Annotated in this window: 13 protein-coding genes and 1 tRNA gene; 12 read left to right on the top strand and 2 right to left on the bottom strand. The window is 45.1% G+C overall.

Going from position 1 to position 15,434, the window contains the following annotated elements; translation table 11 throughout:
• The first annotated feature begins 120 nt into the window (after positions 1–120).
• The 11 genes from FS666_RS10885 to FS666_RS10835 all read left to right on the top strand — a co-directional run bounded on the left by FS666_RS10885 (position 121) and on the right by FS666_RS10835 (position 12,461).
• Positions 121–1,314: a M24 family metallopeptidase gene (locus FS666_RS10885; protein ID WP_120075301.1), complete on the top strand. Its 1,194-nt coding sequence runs from the start codon at positions 121–123 to the stop codon at positions 1,312–1,314.
• Positions 1,315–1,586: 272 nt separating this feature from the next.
• The gene (locus tag FS666_RS10880) at positions 1,587–2,780 is read left to right on the top strand and encodes a M24 family metallopeptidase (protein WP_120075302.1); all 1,194 of its coding nucleotides are present in this window, start codon (positions 1,587–1,589) and stop codon (positions 2,778–2,780) included.
• An 11-nt stretch (positions 2,781–2,791) separates the two neighbouring features.
• Entirely contained in the window at positions 2,792–3,799 is a 1,008-nt protein-coding gene (locus FS666_RS10875) for a cyclodeaminase (RefSeq protein ID WP_144462181.1), read from the top strand.
• A gap of 25 nt (positions 3,800–3,824) precedes the next feature.
• The gene (locus FS666_RS10870) at positions 3,825–5,033 is read left to right on the top strand and encodes a M20 metallopeptidase family protein (RefSeq protein WP_144462183.1); all 1,209 of its coding nucleotides are present in this window, start codon (positions 3,825–3,827) and stop codon (positions 5,031–5,033) included.
• Positions 5,034–5,078: 45 nt separating this feature from the next.
• Entirely contained in the window at positions 5,079–6,539 is a 1,461-nt protein-coding gene (locus FS666_RS10865) for an aldehyde dehydrogenase family protein (protein WP_244943899.1), read from the top strand.
• A 287-nt stretch (positions 6,540–6,826) separates the two neighbouring features.
• Positions 6,827–8,374: a BCCT family transporter gene (locus tag FS666_RS10860; RefSeq protein ID WP_120075309.1), complete on the top strand. Its 1,548-nt coding sequence runs from the start codon at positions 6,827–6,829 to the stop codon at positions 8,372–8,374.
• A gap of 27 nt (positions 8,375–8,401) precedes the next feature.
• Positions 8,402–9,739 carry an aminotransferase family protein gene (locus FS666_RS10855; RefSeq protein ID WP_120075311.1) on the top strand — a complete coding sequence of 446 codons (1,338 nt, stop codon included), beginning with the start codon at positions 8,402–8,404 and terminating at the stop codon, positions 9,737–9,739.
• A 175-nt stretch (positions 9,740–9,914) separates the two neighbouring features.
• Entirely contained in the window at positions 9,915–10,160 is a 246-nt protein-coding gene (locus FS666_RS10850) for a sulfurtransferase TusA family protein (protein WP_120075313.1), read from the top strand.
• A 19-nt stretch (positions 10,161–10,179) separates the two neighbouring features.
• Positions 10,180–10,539 (top strand): DsrE family protein, encoded by a 360-nt coding sequence (locus FS666_RS10845; protein ID WP_120075314.1) that lies wholly within the window; start codon positions 10,180–10,182, stop codon positions 10,537–10,539.
• Positions 10,540–10,550: 11 nt separating this feature from the next.
• Complete coding sequence (locus FS666_RS10840; protein WP_120075316.1) at positions 10,551–11,273, top strand: sulfurtransferase TusA family protein; 723 nt, start codon at positions 10,551–10,553, stop codon at positions 11,271–11,273.
• Between the two features lie 24 nt (positions 11,274–11,297).
• Entirely contained in the window at positions 11,298–12,461 is a 1,164-nt protein-coding gene (locus FS666_RS10835; protein ID WP_120075318.1) for a cobalamin-independent methionine synthase II family protein, read from the top strand.
• Positions 12,462–12,746: 285 nt separating this feature from the next.
• Here the strand turns inward: FS666_RS10835 and selD are convergent, their stop codons facing one another.
• A complete protein-coding gene (gene selD / locus FS666_RS10830) occupies positions 12,747–13,793 on the bottom strand; it encodes a selenide, water dikinase SelD (RefSeq protein ID WP_390615308.1) in 1,047 nt (348 codons plus the stop codon).
• A 107-nt stretch (positions 13,794–13,900) separates the two neighbouring features.
• Between selD and selA the strand changes: the two genes are divergently transcribed.
• Positions 13,901–15,298 (top strand): L-seryl-tRNA(Sec) selenium transferase, encoded by a 1,398-nt coding sequence (gene selA / locus FS666_RS10825; RefSeq protein WP_120075331.1) that lies wholly within the window; start codon positions 13,901–13,903, stop codon positions 15,296–15,298.
• 6 nt (positions 15,299–15,304) lie between these two features.
• On the opposite strand, the gene FS666_RS19815 is transcribed toward selA, so the two are convergent.
• Positions 15,305–15,401 (bottom strand) — tRNA-Sec (locus FS666_RS19815).
• Positions 15,402–15,434 lie beyond the last annotated feature (33 nt).

Raw genomic sequence — 15,434 nt, 5'->3', positions numbered from 1 at the left:
AAGATCGTCGAACAGGGACCGCCGGAGCAGGTATTGGAAAATCCGAAGACCGAAAGACTGCAGACATTTTTAAAACGTTTTCGGAACGGGTATTAAATAAAATAGGTCGCGAAAGAAGGGATGGATTTGTTATCGTTTAATATTTTGGAATATAAGGAAAGGCTTGAAAAGACAAAGCAGCGCATGGTGGCGGAAGGGATAGATGTACTGCTTGTGACCGACCCGGCCAATATGAGTTATTTGACTGGATATAATGCGTGGTCCTTTTATGTTCATCAATTGGTGGTTGTGATTATTGATAAAGATCAGCCGTATTGGATCGGCCGGGGCCAGGATGCGAGCGCAGCAAAGCATACATCATGGCTTGACGATGCCCATATTATTCCTTATCAAGATGATTATGTTCAATCAACAATCAAGCATCCGATGGATTTTGTCTGCGATTTTTTAAAGGAAAAAAAGCAGGACAAACGGACAATCGGCGTAGAGATGGATGCCTATTATTTTACCGGGAGAAATTATGTTCAATTGACGGGCGGCCTTCCGGACGCAGCTTTTAAAGACGGGACGAATTTGGTAAATTGGGTTCGAATCATCAAGTCCGACCAGGAAATTGAATATATCAAGCGGGCCGCAAAAATTGCAGAAAAAGCGATGGGTGCTGCCGTTGATACGATTAATGAAGGTGTGCGCCAATGCGATGTTGTTGCAGCCATCTCCCATGCCCAGATCAGTGGTACGGAAGACTTTGGAGGAGACTATCCTTCGATTGTCCCGCTTCTTCCGACTGGAGAAAAAACATCGGCCTGCCATTTGACATGGACAGATGATGTTTTCAAAGATGGCGATCCGGTTATCATAGAATTGGCCGGCTGCTATAAGCGGTATCACTCTCCTATGGCACGGACTGTAGTGGTCGGCAAACCGACCGACCAGCTGCAATATATTGCCGCTGTTGTCATAGAGGGATTGAATGCTGCATTGGATGCGATAAAACCGGGAATGACATGTGAGGAAGTGGAACAGGTTTGGCGCAAATCCATAGAGAAAAGCGGAATTAAAAAGGAATCCCGGGTCGGATATTCCATCGGGCTCAACTATCCGCCGGATTGGGGCGAGCATACGGCGAGCCTCAGGCCGAGCGATTATACAATCTTGAAACCGAATATGACGTTTCATCTGATTCCTGGAATTTGGCTGGACCATGTCGGCATCGAAATCAGCGAATCATTCCGGGTTACGGAAAACGGATGCGAAGTGCTGGCTGATTTTCCGAGGGAACTGCTGATCCAGCCGAACATAAGGCTGGCATAGAGACGAAAGGGCGTCAAAATAAAAATGAGAAGCAAGTGTTCACATGGAAACATGGAACGCTTGTTTTTTAGTATTTGGAGGTGGGTGCAGGATTGGATAGGATGCGTGATTGGGTTCTCGCCTCAGGCAAAATCCTTTCGATGCAGCACTTTTCCTTTTCCATTTTGTATAAAAGGATCAAATTAATTTCATACAAATTTGACGATGTTTTACCAAAATTTATTTAATATAATGTATTTAGAATTGTAAGCACTTGCAAAGGAGGCTTTTATATGTTGCCATTCAGCTATGAAGAATATCAGCACAGGCTGGAACAGACGAAGAAAAAAATGTCGGAAAAAGGAATCGAGGTACTGCTCATCACGAACCCGGCGAATATGAACTATCTATCAGGATATAACGGCTGGTCGTTTTACGTTGATCAACTGCTCATAGTCATCATTGATGAGGAACAGCCGATCTGGATTGGCAGACATATGGATGCCAACGGTGCAAGGGCTACGACCTGGCTGTTTGATGAACGCATCATCCCTTATCCGGAATCCTATGTGCATTCGGATAAACATCCGATGGAATTCGTGGCAGGCATTTTACATGAAATTGGACAATCAAACCGCAGGATCGGCCTTGAAATGGAGTCTTACTATTTTTCGGCTTTAGCCTATGAAAGGCTTAAACAGAGCCTCCCAAATGCTGAGTTCAAAGATGCAAGTTTACTTGTTAACTATGTTCGGCTGATCAAGTCGGATCAGGAGATTGAATATATCAGGCGGGCTGCAAAGATTGTTGAAAGAGGCATGGATGCAGCCGTGCAAAATATAGCTTCAGGAGTCCGCGAGTGCGACGTGGTTGCGGAAATCTATAAAAATTTGGTTTCCGGAACGCCGGAGTTCGGCGGCGACTATCCGTCGATCGTCCCTATGCTTCCATCAGGAGAAAATACTTCAACCCCGCATTTGACTTGGACAGACAGGCAATACAAATACGGCGAAATGGTTATTATTGAACTGGCAGGCTGTCATCAGCGCTACCATTCTCCATTGGCACGGACGGTGTCCATCGGGCAGCCGAGTGAAGAGGCCTATAATATTTCACAGATTGTCGTTGAGGGGCTGAACACGGCACTTGAGGCGGTCAAACCGGGAGTCACTTGCGAAGAAGTGGAGATTGCCTGGGAAAACGTCATTAAAAAATACGGCATCGAAAAGGAATCCCGCTTAGGCTATTCAATGGGGTTAAACTACCCTCCGGACTGGGGCGAGCATACGGCAAGCATCAGACGCGGCGATTTGACAGTGCTGGAGCCAAACATGACTTTTCATATGATTCCTGGTCTTTGGTTTGATGATTACGGAATCGAAATCAGTGAATCGTTCCGGGTGACAGAAACAGGCTGCGAGGTATTGGCGGACTATCAAAGAGAATTGATTGTAAAGGAAGATTTGGATTTAACGATTATTAGCTAGGAGGTGGGGAAATGCATATTTTTACAGAATCAGAGATTAAGCAAATGATTGAGCTCGACAAGCAAATCATTCCTGTCATTGAGGATGCTTTTACTCAGCTGGCTATAAAGGAAGTTATCATGCCCCCGATCATGAGGGTGGATGTAAAGGAAAATAACGGGGAAGTGGATGTGAAGACAGCTTATATTCCCGGCAAAGACATGTTTGCCTTGAAAGTTTCATCCGGCTTCTTTAATAATTACAAGCTTGGCCTGCCCAGTGCAAACGGTTTGATGATGCTGATCAGTACTGTCACAGGTGAACCCAAAGCTTTGCTGTTGGATAACGGATATTTGACTGAGGTCAGGACAGCAGCGGCAGGAGCCATTGCGGCGAAGCACATGGCAAAGGAGAATGTCAAAACCGTTGGTGTCATTGGAACCGGGGCACAGGCCCGCTATCAATTGAAAGCGCTCGATTTGGTCCGTGACTTCGAAAAAGTATTGGTTTACGGGCGTTCACTTGATAATGCCAAAAAGCTGCAGGCGGATATGGAAGACGTTTTGGATGCCGACATTCAGATTGTCGCAGATGCAGAAACGGTCGTCCGCAACAGTGACATCGTCGTGACGACAACACCTGCCGCTGAACCTCTCATTAAAGCGGATTGGCTCCATCCGGGCCTTCACATCACGGCAATGGGTTCTGATGCAGAGGAAAAGCAGGAATTGGAAGCAGATGTTTTAAAGAAAGCCGACAGATTCGTATGTGATACGAAAACGCAATGTGCAAGGCTTGGCGAACTGCATCACGCTATAGAACAAGGTTTTATTTCAGAAGATGCACCTGTCATAGAATTGGGTGAGGTGACTTCAGGTAAAACAGCAGGAAGATTGAGTGATCAGGAAATCACTGTGTGCGATTTGACGGGAACAGGTGTCCAGGACACAGCGATCGCCCTGTTGGCATTTAAGCTTTTAACAGAAAAAGAGGGAATCGGTTTACAAATAGATAACAAAAAATCTCTTCATTTTACATGAGCAGCAGCGGGATGGGGGTTAAAACATGATCACGGATAAACAGACAATCATTGAAGAAGCCCAGGCGATTGCACATCAATTAAGCGAGTGGCGCCGCCATCTTCATCAATACCCTGAATTGAGTTTCCAAGAATATGAGACTGGCAGGTTCGTAAGCAGCCGGTTAAAAGAATTTGGAAATATCGCTATCCAGACAAACGTTGCCAAAACCGGTGTCGTCGGTACACTTTCTTCCGGAAGCGGACCGACAATCGCCATCCGGGCAGATATGGATGCGTTGCCTATTGTTGAACAGACCGGCCATGACTACCGCTCGAAAAGAGACGGAGTGATGCATGCATGCGGCCATGATGCCCATACGGCGATTTTGCTCGGCATCGCCAAAATTTTTTCCGATAAATTTAAAGAGGGGAAAATATCAGGTACCGTGAAATTTTTATTCCAGCCTGCCGAAGAAGATACGGATGATGAAGGCCTGTCGGGTGCTCCGAGGATGATCCGGGAAGGCATCTTGGATGATGTGGAGGCAGTTATTGCTCTCCATGTCTGCCCATGGCATCCTGTCGGGGTGATCCAAGTCAATGACGGCTACAGCATGGCAAATGTAGATGTCTTTCATGCAAAAATCATCGGCTCGGGCGGACATGGCGGCTATCCGCATATGACGAAAGATCCGATTTGGATGCTTGGCTCTGTTTTACAGGCATTTTATGGATTGGTTTCAAGAAGGATTTCACCGCTTGATACAGCTGCAGCAAGTATCGGGAAAATAAACACGGGAACTGCCAGCAATATCATCCCGGAGGAGGTCTCCATTACGGGTACACTCCGGACGTATTCCCCGGAAGCAAGGGAGCAGCTGATCAAGGAAGTTGAAAATGTTTTTAAAATAACCGAATCGTTCGGAGGAAGCTATGTTTTCACCGTTGAAAGAGGAGAGCCCGCATTAAAGAATGACCCGGCTGTCAATGCGTTATTGGTTGAGACGGCGAGAAATCTGTACCCGGATATACAGGTGGAAAGAGAACCTTTTGGTATGGGGGGAGAAGATTTCGGCTATATGACACAAAAAATTCCGGGAGTGATGTTTTTCCTTGGCTGCGCACTTGAAGACGGAAAAAACAGGGATCTTCACACAAATATCTTTGATATTGATGAACGCTGCCTTGAAATGGGGGTCTCCATTTTAGCCGAAACTGCCACCCGCTTATTGGCTGGAAATAACGATATTTAAGCGTCGATATATGCTTGCGGCCATATAATCATCTGGAAAGGCGTGATGAAATTGTCTACAAAAGTAATGGGGAGAGAAATGTACCTCGCCGGAAAATGGGTGGGGAGCGACCGAACGACGGAGGTCCTCAACCCACAGGATAACACGGTGATCACTACGGTTCCTGCGGCAACAGCTGAAGATATGCTGTTTGCGATAGAAGAAGCGAAAAAAGGGGCAAAAAAAGCTGCAAATTTGCCGGTTCACCTTAGAATGACCATTATTAACAAAGCGGCGGACTACATTGAGGATAGAATCGAAGCATATGCAGTGACCATTTCGCAAGAAGGCAGCAAGACGATAAAAGAGGCTAGAAACGAAGTGAAACGCTGTATCCAGACGTTGAGATTGAGCGCTGAAGAGGCTAGGCGGATCAATGGTGAAACGATTCCATTCGACCAATCTGAAACAGGCGAAAACCGGGTCGGCTACTTTTATCGCTTCCCAATTGGCATTATTGGCGCCATCACGCCATTCAACGATCCGTTGAATCTGGTTGCCCATAAAGTCGGCCCTGCCATTGCATCAGGAAATGCCATCATCGTCAAACCGGCGACCGTTACACCGCTGAGCGCTCTTCTGCTGGCAAAAGCATTTGATCATGCAGGGCTTCCTGAAAAAATACTATCTGTCGTAACGGGAAACGGCAGGGATGTCGGTGACGTCCTTGTAACTCATCCGGACGTCCGGATGATATCTTTTACAGGAGGGCTTGAGACGGGAGAAAGCATTGCCCGCAAAGCAGGATTGAAGAAGTTAAGCATGGAGCTTGGATCAAATTCGCCGGCCATTGTCTTAAAAGATGCCGACATTAAGCAAGCGGTTGAAGCATGCGTATCTGGAGCATATTCCGCAGCGGGGCAAAACTGTATCGGTGTCCAAAGGATTTTCATTGAAGAGGAGGCTTATGCCGATTTTAAATCTTCCTTCCTTCAAAAGACGGCCATGTACAAGGTTGGCGATAAAAGACTGGAAACGACGGACATGGGTCCGCTCATCAATGAGAAGGAAGCCATCAGAGTTGAAAAATGGGTGAACGAAGCAGTTGAAATGGGAGCGGAGCTTTTAATCGGAGGAAAGAGGGACGGAGCATTTTATTCTCCGACAGTACTGGAAAACGTACCAGAGAATTGCACCATTGCACGCGAGGAAATTTTCGGTCCTGTTGTTTTGTTATATCCTGTCTCTGATTTACAGGCAGCGATTGAAAAATCAAACGATGTCAATTTTGGACTTCACGCAGGAATATTTACCAAGGATATTGAAAAGGCATTTTCAGCCATTCATCAGTTGAATGTGGGCGGCATCATGATCAATGACAGCGGAGACTATCGGATAGACGGAATGCCGTTTGGCGGCGTCAAAGGCTCCGGGTTGGGCCGGGAAGGCGTCAAATTCGCAATCCAGGATATGACCGAGCCGAAGGTGGTCAGCTTCAAACTTCAGAACGTCGGAACCCAGCTATAAAGAAAAGCGCAAGCGTCTGTTCATCGACGTACAGACTGGAGCGATTCCAACGAGATAAAGGAAACACGGCGACGGAGGCCGCCTCAAAACGCCACGTCCTGTGGCTTCGGTGGCACTAGGACTTCCTGTCCGTCGAAGCCGATGTTGACTTATCGTAGGAGGAAGAGTGAAGTCTGCTAGTCGATAGGCGCTGGAGCTAGACATAGAACTACCCATACTCACGGAAAGATTAGTCAATTTTATACTTTCTTTAGAATAGATAAAAAACAACTGAGTGGGGGCAGCTTATGAAGAACAAAACGAACCCGAGTTTTATGAATAGCACCTTTTGGATTTCCGCCATCATCGTCTTTTTAGCCGTACTTTGGGGTGCAGTGGACCCGGCAGGGCTGTCAAATGCTGCAAATGCCGCTTATGGTTTTACCACAAACGTATTTGGATGGTTTTACTTGTTAGCCGTATTGTTTATTGTCGTATTTCTCATTGGATTGGCTATTAGTAAATACGGCAGCTTGAAGCTTGGAAAAGATGATGAAAAACCGAAGTACTCCTTCTACACATGGATCGGCATGCTGTTCAGCACCGGATTCGGTGCGGGACTTGTGTTCTGGGGAGTCGCTGAGCCGATGAGCCATTTTGTCAACAGTCCTTTGGCTTCGGAAGGAAAAACACCCGAAGCGGCAAGAGTCGCCATGCAGTATTCATTTTTTAACTGGGGTATACATCAATGGTCCGTATTTACAATTGTCGGTTTGGTGTTGGCATATTTCCAGTTCAGAAAAGGCGAAAAAGGGGAAATCAGTACGACATTGAATCCGCTGCTCGGAAAAAGCGGGAAGCGCGGTATTCGGAAGACGATCAATATACTTGCTGTCATTGCAACAGTGATGGGTGTAGCCACTTCCCTGGGTTTGGGAATCTTACAAATCAATGGAGGACTCGACTATTTGTTCTCTATCCCGCAAAATACGCCGGTTTTGCTAATTATTACGGGTATTTTGCTTGTCATGTACCTTACTTCGGCCGTTACCGGGCTGGATAGGGGAATTAAAATTTTAAGCATATTGAATTTAAGCATGGCGTTAGGATTGGTTGTCATTGTCCTGGTACTGGGACCAACCACCTTCATACTTGAGAGCTTTACAGTGGGAATCGGCGACTATATCCAGAACTTTTTCGGAATGAGCTTGTCATTATCGCCATATCAAGGAAGCACTTGGACAAAAGAATGGACGGTAGCCTACTGGGCGTGGGTCATTTCCTGGTCTCCTTTTGTAGGGGCATTCATTGCACGGATTTCAAAGGGAAGAACAATCCGTGAATTTATTTTTGGGGTTTTGATCGTTCCGCCGCTGATCGCCACGATGTGGATTGGGGTTTTTGGCGGTACGGCGCTTCATATTGATCTTTTCCAAGGAGGAAACATTGCGGATGCAGTTCAGGCAGACGTGACAAGCGCATTGTTTGCCACATTCGGAAACTTTCCGATGAGTACAGTGCTTTCCGTTATATTTATTTTGCTCATTGTCACATTTTTAGTTACGTCGGCAGACTCGGCCACCTTTATTTTAGGGATGATGACATCCAATGGTAATCCAAATCCGTCGACATTGGTGAAAGTGATCTGGGGTGTCCTCATGTCGGCAATTGTTGCCGTATTGATCATAAGCAGCGGGCTTCAGGGCCTGCAGACGGCTTCACTCGTCACGGCGCTTCCATTTACTGTTATATTGCTACTTATTACCTATTCGCTGATCAAAACAATCAAAGAGGATCACAAGCCGAAAATCACATCGGAATCAGTGCCTGACTTTTTAAAGAGAAAGGCACAGTAAATTTATTTCATACAGGAGGAATGCAACATGGCTATGCAAATGAAAAATGATGCTCAGGTAAAATTCGAGAAACTGGCTGCACTTGATAAAAAGCACTTTTTACATCCGTCAACATCCATCAAACAGCATATGGAAAACGGACCGGGATTTATTTTTACAGAAGGTGAAGGAATTTATTTAAAAGATGTCAGAGGCAGAAAGTTGATTGACAGCTTGTCTTCCCTCTGGAATGTCAACATCGGCCATGGAAGATCGGAACTGGGGCAGGCAGCAGCTGAACAAATATCAAAGCTTGCTTTCAGCTCAACGTTTGCAGGGAACAGTCATGAGCCCGTCATCGAACTGGCCAAAAAGGTTGCTGAGTGGGCCCCCGGCGATCTGAATACGACTTTCTTTACATCCGGCGGTTCAGAATCAAACGATACCGCATTTAAAACAGTCCGGCATTACTGGAAAGTGAAGGGCCAGCCGAATAAAACGAAAATCATTTCCCGCAGCCTTTCCTATCATGGAGTTGCGATGGGAGCAACAAGTGCGACAGGAATCGAACCGTTCAGGGAATTTACAACTTCATTGGCACAAGGATTCCTTTATGTTGATTCGACCATTGAATCATTAAAAGCATTGATTGAAAAAGAAGGTGCTGAAAATATCGCCGCATTCATCTCTGAGCCGATCCAGGGATCAGGGGGCGTCAATCCGCCGTCGGAGGGCTATTTCAAAGAAGTCCGTCAAATCTGTGATGAGAACGAGATTTTATTCATCGCGGACGAAGTCATTTGCGGATTTGGAAGGACAGGCGAGAAATTCGGAATGGATCTGTTTGGAGTCGTTCCGGATATCATCTGCATGGCGAAAGGGATTTCCAGCGGCTATGCGCCAATTGGGGGAATGGTCATTTCCGACAAAATCAAAAACGAATTGATGGAAAACTACGAAGGAAACTTCTGGCATGGCTACACATACAGCGGGCACCCTATGTGCTGCGCAGTTGCATTGAAAAACCTGGAAATCATCGAAAAGGAAAACATGGTTGAAAATGTCCGCAGCATGGGAGAAGAGCTGCAAAAAGGGCTCAAATACCTGGAAGAGACGCATGCATTCATGGGCAACCGCAGAGGCGTAGGCCTGCTTGGCGCCATCGAATTTTTCAAAAATGAAGAAACGAAAGAAAGATATACAGAGCCTGTTTCTGCAAAAGTGGTAGCGAAGGCGCTTGACCGCGGCCTTCTGGGCAGAAGCATCGTTTACGGAGGACAGGATACATTGGCATTCGCACCACCGTTCTGCATTACAAAAGAAGAAGTAGAAACGATGATTTCCATTATCGACGATTCCATCGTTGAAGTGAAAAAGGAGCTGTAAAAAGAAAGATAAAATCCCCGCCTTCATGGATGGGGATTTTTCCTTTGACTAGCAAAATATTATAAATGAACCTTATTTTTTTTATAAGTTTATGTTATTATGTATATATTCGAAATATTCATTAGGAGGGTTGGCAGACAAAGTTTTTGAATGATACATATGTCGAGGTGAAAAAGTGGTTCAAAATTCCTTAAAAGCAGATGTTGTGTATGATGCAGGCCCCACTGGCTGTGGAGAATTGATTATGAATCTATTTATAAAAATGAAAAAAATGGACAAGGATCAAGTGATCGAGGTCAAATCTTACGATCCGGGTGCAAGGGAAGATATCCCGGCTTGGTGCCGCCTGCAGGGTCATACGCTGTTAAAGCGCTTGGATCAGGGAAAGAACAGTGTCTATTATATTCGAAAAAATAAATAAGTTTCAGGAGGAATCGTACATGTCTAAAATTGCAGTGAGCATTACTTGTGCAAAAAATGATCCGGATAAAGCAACGGTCGGGTTTGTGGTAGCTAACGCTTCAGTGGCTTCAGGACAGGAAACGGTCGTTTTTCTAACCGTGGATGGCGTCTATCTGAGTGAAGAAGGATATGCAAATGACATTCATGAAGAAGGCTTTGCTCCGCTGAAAGAGTTAATGATCCAGTTCCTGGAAGCAGGTGGACAACTATGGGTTTGCAGCCCATGTTTTAAAAAGCGCGGGTTAGATGAAGAAAAACTTGTCAATGGAGCGAAAATTGTCGGTGGTGCAAAGCTCATTGAATTCCTTTCCCAAGGTGCTGCCTGTATCACGTATTAGGGGGAATAAGAATGAACGAAAAAAGAACGGCTGCGGCAACTTGCGATGGAGGAGACTTGGACTGTGGTTCAGGTCTTCTCCTCATTATTAAGAAACATATGGATTCGATTCAGAATGGAGAAATATTAGAGGTACGGAGCCGGGAGCGGACTGTTGCTGAAGACTTGCCGGCATGGTGCCGGATGGTAAAACATGAATTTCTGGATTCCCGAAAGAATGAGGACGATGTAAGTTATTTTATCAGAAAAGGCGGGACAGACAGCAGTCTTCAGCAAGATTTGGAAGCAGCCCGCCATTACCAATGGAATGTCCGCGTACAGGGGAAAGAAGGATTGACAGCCAATGTCTACAGTCGAAATCATACGTTTAAAGCAGGACAGCCTGCTGATTTTTCAGCAAATGTAGAGGCACCCAGTGCGATCGATTATATGTTGGCTTCCCTTGGCACTTGTCTCACTGTAGGCTACAAACAGCATGCGTCTCGCCGGAGCCTTACGATAGATGCCTTGGAATGCAGTGTAAAAGGAAAGCTCGATAATGTTCTCTATCATATGCAGCTGGAAGACGAAGGAAGCCCCAGACTTATTGAAATCAATGGCACGTTTTATGTGAGTTCACCTGAAGAAGAAGCCTTGTTGGAAGAAACGTGGGAATTGACTTTGGAACGATCTCCAATTTTTCAAACACTGTGCCAAACCATACATATTGATATTAGATTTGCAGCCGTTTTTTAAGAAAAAAGAAGGAGGGAGCATGCGATGGAGCTTCCGTTGTTTCCAACTACAGTTGTCGGAAGCTGGCCAAGATCGAACGAAGTGCTGCATGGACTTCGCGATAAAAAGGCTGGCAGAATAGATGAAAATGAATTTAATAAAATTGCCGACAAGGCGGTAATCGATTGTTTGAGGCTGCAGGAAGAAGCTGGCCTTGATATTGTATCAGACGGAGAACTGCGGCGGGATAATTTTATTTCTTTTGTTGCTGATAAATTGGAAAATGTAAAAATGCTGACGGTAGCGGAACTGCTTGATTATGTGGAAGACAAAGCGAGTTTTGAAGAAATTTTAGGTACACTGGATGTTCCCGCTTTCTCATTGTCGAACCCGGCTGCAGTAGGAAAAATTGACAGGAAAACATCGATTGCATTGGATGATTGCCGGTTTTTGCGCCGGCATACGGATCGCCCCATTAAGGCAGCCTTGCCGGGGCCATATTTGCTTACCCGGTCCATGTGGGTGGAAGGGTTATCTCAGGAGAGTTATCCGACAAAAGAGGCCCTTGCAGATGATATTGTTCGGGTCCTGCGGGAAGAGCTCATCGATTTGATTCAGGCGGGGGTCGAATTTGTACAATTTGATGAGCCGGTGCTGACAGAGCTGGTTTTTACGAATAAAAACGCAAACCGGACCTTTATGTGCGGGGCATTGACGGCGAAAGCCGACCGGGAGGAAGAACTGGAATTTGCAACGACATTGATCAACCGGGTAATGGAGGGTATGAGAGGAAAAGGAACCAGAATCGGCATACATATTTGCCGCGGGAATTGGAGTACGCAGGAGGATGTGTTATTAAGAGGGCCTTATTCTCCTTTAATGCCTTATCTTTCTCGAATGAATGCGGACCAATTTATTCTCGAATACGCTACACCTAGGGCAGGAGAGCTGAAGGATATTTCAATCCTGGACGGTAAAGAATTGGGTTTAGGTGTTGTGAATCCCCGTACGGAGGGTCTTGAGAGTATCGATTCAATCGTTGAGAGAGGAAAAGAAGCGGCGAAGCTCCTTTCACCGGAAAAGATTTTTTTGAACCCTGACTGCGGATTTGGAACTTTTGCCCAGCGGCCTATGAATACACCGGAAACAGCTGCTAATAAATTAAAGGTAATGGTTCAGGCAGCGGAAATATTAAGACAGCAGTTATAACAACACCCCCCTGGCTAAAACGCCCAGGGGGATTTGTCGTATAACTTCCATTTATGTTACAATTCTAAGAATAAAGGCGCAAGCGCCTGTTTATCGACGTACAGACTGGAGTGCCTCTGACGAGATAAAGGAAACACGGCGACGAAGGAGCCGATGTTGACTTATCGTAGGAAGAGGTGCGAAGTCTGCTAGTCGATAGGCGCTGGAGCCGGACAGCATTAAGTGGCAAGTAAGTTATTCACAAGAGCATTTTATAATTTTCTAACCACAAGAAAGACAAGGTTGTCAATAAACGTAAATTGCCTTTTCTTTCTTTTCGGTTACTTCTCCAATTACCGAAGCCTGAATGGAGTAGATGGATGCAAGCGCATTGATGAAGAGGTGAGCTTCTTGTTTAGGCAAGCTTATGAATAACCCGCCTGATGTAATGGCGTCGCATAAAATAAGCTGTTCTATTTCTGAAATATCTTGGCTGTAATCAACATGGTTCATCAACCATTGATGGTTTGCTTTTGAACCTCCGGGGATGATACCAACTTCAGCAAGTTCTCTCGTTCCCGGCAAAATAGGTACGTCCTTATTGTAAATATTAAAGCTGACACGGCTTCCGTCAGCCATTTCAAAGGCGTGTCCCAGCAATCCAAATCCGGTAATATCCGTCACGGCATTCGGATGAAAGCTTGATAGGCATTGTGCCGCATATTTATTCAATGCACTCATCACTTCAGTTACCCGGTTTATTTGTTCTTTCGTCAAACGGTCCCGCTTAATAGCTGTTGTTTGGATACCGACGCCAATTGGCTTTGTTAATAACAGCAAATCCCCGGGCCTGGCGCCGATATTTTGATAGATTTTATCAGGGTGAACAGTTCCGGTAACTGACAGGCCGAATTTGGGTTCGTTGTCATCTATTGAGTGTCCGCCCACAATTTGCGCCCCAGATTCCCGGACTTTATCGCTGGAACCTTGTAAAATTTTCGCTAATATTTCTGGACCCAACTTTTTAATGGGATACCCGACAATGTTCAATACTGTTTTCGGTGCCCCGCCCATTGCATATACATCACTTAGTGCATTGGCGGCTGCGATTTGGCCGAACATGTATGGATCATCTACAATAGGGGTAAAAAAGTCAACTGTTTGTACGAGTGCGATGTCATCTGTCAACTTGTACACCCCTCCATCATCGGGATGGTCCAGCCCTACCAGCAGGTTAGGATCATTTTCTTGTGGTGGTAAATAACGCAAAACTTGCGCCAGGTCCTGTGGACCGATTTTGCACCCTCAGCCTGCTTTAGTGGACAATGAAGTTAATTTCAGCTGATCTGTCACTTTGATACCCCCTTTTTTTAAATAATAAAAAAATATGGTTCATCATAAAGTATAAATTGTTTTATTAAAAAAAGCGAACAAAGGATTTTCTGCGGATGGTGAATGTTATGGATAATCTTAGGTACTTGCCGGCAGTACATCAATTAAAGAAGGACAAGTGTTTTTCTCAAATCTTAAATGATGTTTCAGTTTCAGAAGAAGTACTGACAGAATGGATAAGCGAGCAGGTAGACATTGTCAGAAATAAGATGATCAAAAATGAGTTACATATGGAAGATGTAAACCGGGAAAAGTTAATGGAATATATATTTCAATTGCTTGAAGCGAAGGTAGATTCATTTAGTGAAAATCAATTGCGGCAAGTAGTAAATGCAACGGGCGTGGTGCTTCACACAAATCTTGGAAGAGCCCGCTTAAGCAGACAGGCGATTGATCAAATTGCCGAAACAGCCTCTTCCTATTCAACGGTCGAGTACAATTTGAATACCGGCGAACGGGGGTCCAGGCATGATATTGTCGAGGACTATATTAAACAGCTGACAGGGGCGGAGGCCGCTGTCGTAGTGAATAACAATGCAGCAGCCGTTTTTTTGGTGTTAAAAGCCATTGCTTCCGGGAAAGAAGTCATCGTTTCCAGGGGAGAACTTGTCGAAATCGGCGGCTCTTTTCGAATATCTGAAATTATGGAAGAAAGCCAGGCGGTTTTAATCGATGTGGGAACGACAAATAAAACCCGTATTCGCGACTACGAAAGGGCGATCAATGAAAATACGGGATTATTGTTGAAAGTTCATAAGAGCAACTTTAAGATTCTCGGTTTTACCGAAGAAGTTGATACGGATGAATTGGCAGAAGTGTCAAGGAAGCACAACATCCCTATTTATGAAGATCTCGGCAGTGGGACGCTATTTAACTTTCAAAGGCATCAAATTGGATCTGAGCCGACTGTCCAAGAAAAGATCAAAACGGGGATTGATATCATCTCTTTTAGCGGAGATAAATTACTTGGGGGGCCGCAGGCGGGAATCATTGCAGGGAAAAAACCCTACATCGAAAAAATTAAAAAACACCAGCTTGCCCGTGTACTTCGGGTCGATAAATTCACCTTGGCCGGGTTGGAGGGAACATTAAAATCTTATATAAGAAATCAGGAACAGCAGGAAATCCCTACGATCCGTGATATTTTGGAATCAAGCGAAACGATATTGGAAAAGGCAAATCATTTTATGAAGGAATTAAAATCAAAAGAGGCAAAATTCAATTGCCATATAGAGCCGGACAAATCCAAAGTTGGCGGAGGAACCATGCCGGAAGTGGGATTGGATACATATGTTGTGAATGTTAAACATGAAAGGTATTCCAGTCATGACATTGCTGTTAAACTGAGAAACAATAAAATTCCTATTATTGTAAGGGCAAAAAATGAAGCGGTCGTTCTTGATTTCAGAACAGTGACTTGGGAAGAGTTGGAGATGGTTGTCGAGGCGTTCTTGCATATTCAATAGAGTTTTTGGCGGGATCGTGTGGGAATCGAACCCACCGGAGACGTCACGCGCCTCCCAAATGGTTTTGAAGACCAAGGAGAACACCAGTACCTCATCCGACCCCAAAAACTTTGACAAACTATGTTGATTATTTAGA

The organism is Siminovitchia fortis, assembly GCF_007681465.1.
Taxonomy (GTDB): domain Bacteria; phylum Bacillota; class Bacilli; order Bacillales; family Bacillaceae_C; genus Siminovitchia; species Siminovitchia fortis.
Note: the sequence above shows the minus strand (reverse complement) of the source record. Positions and strands in the feature narration are given on the sequence as shown.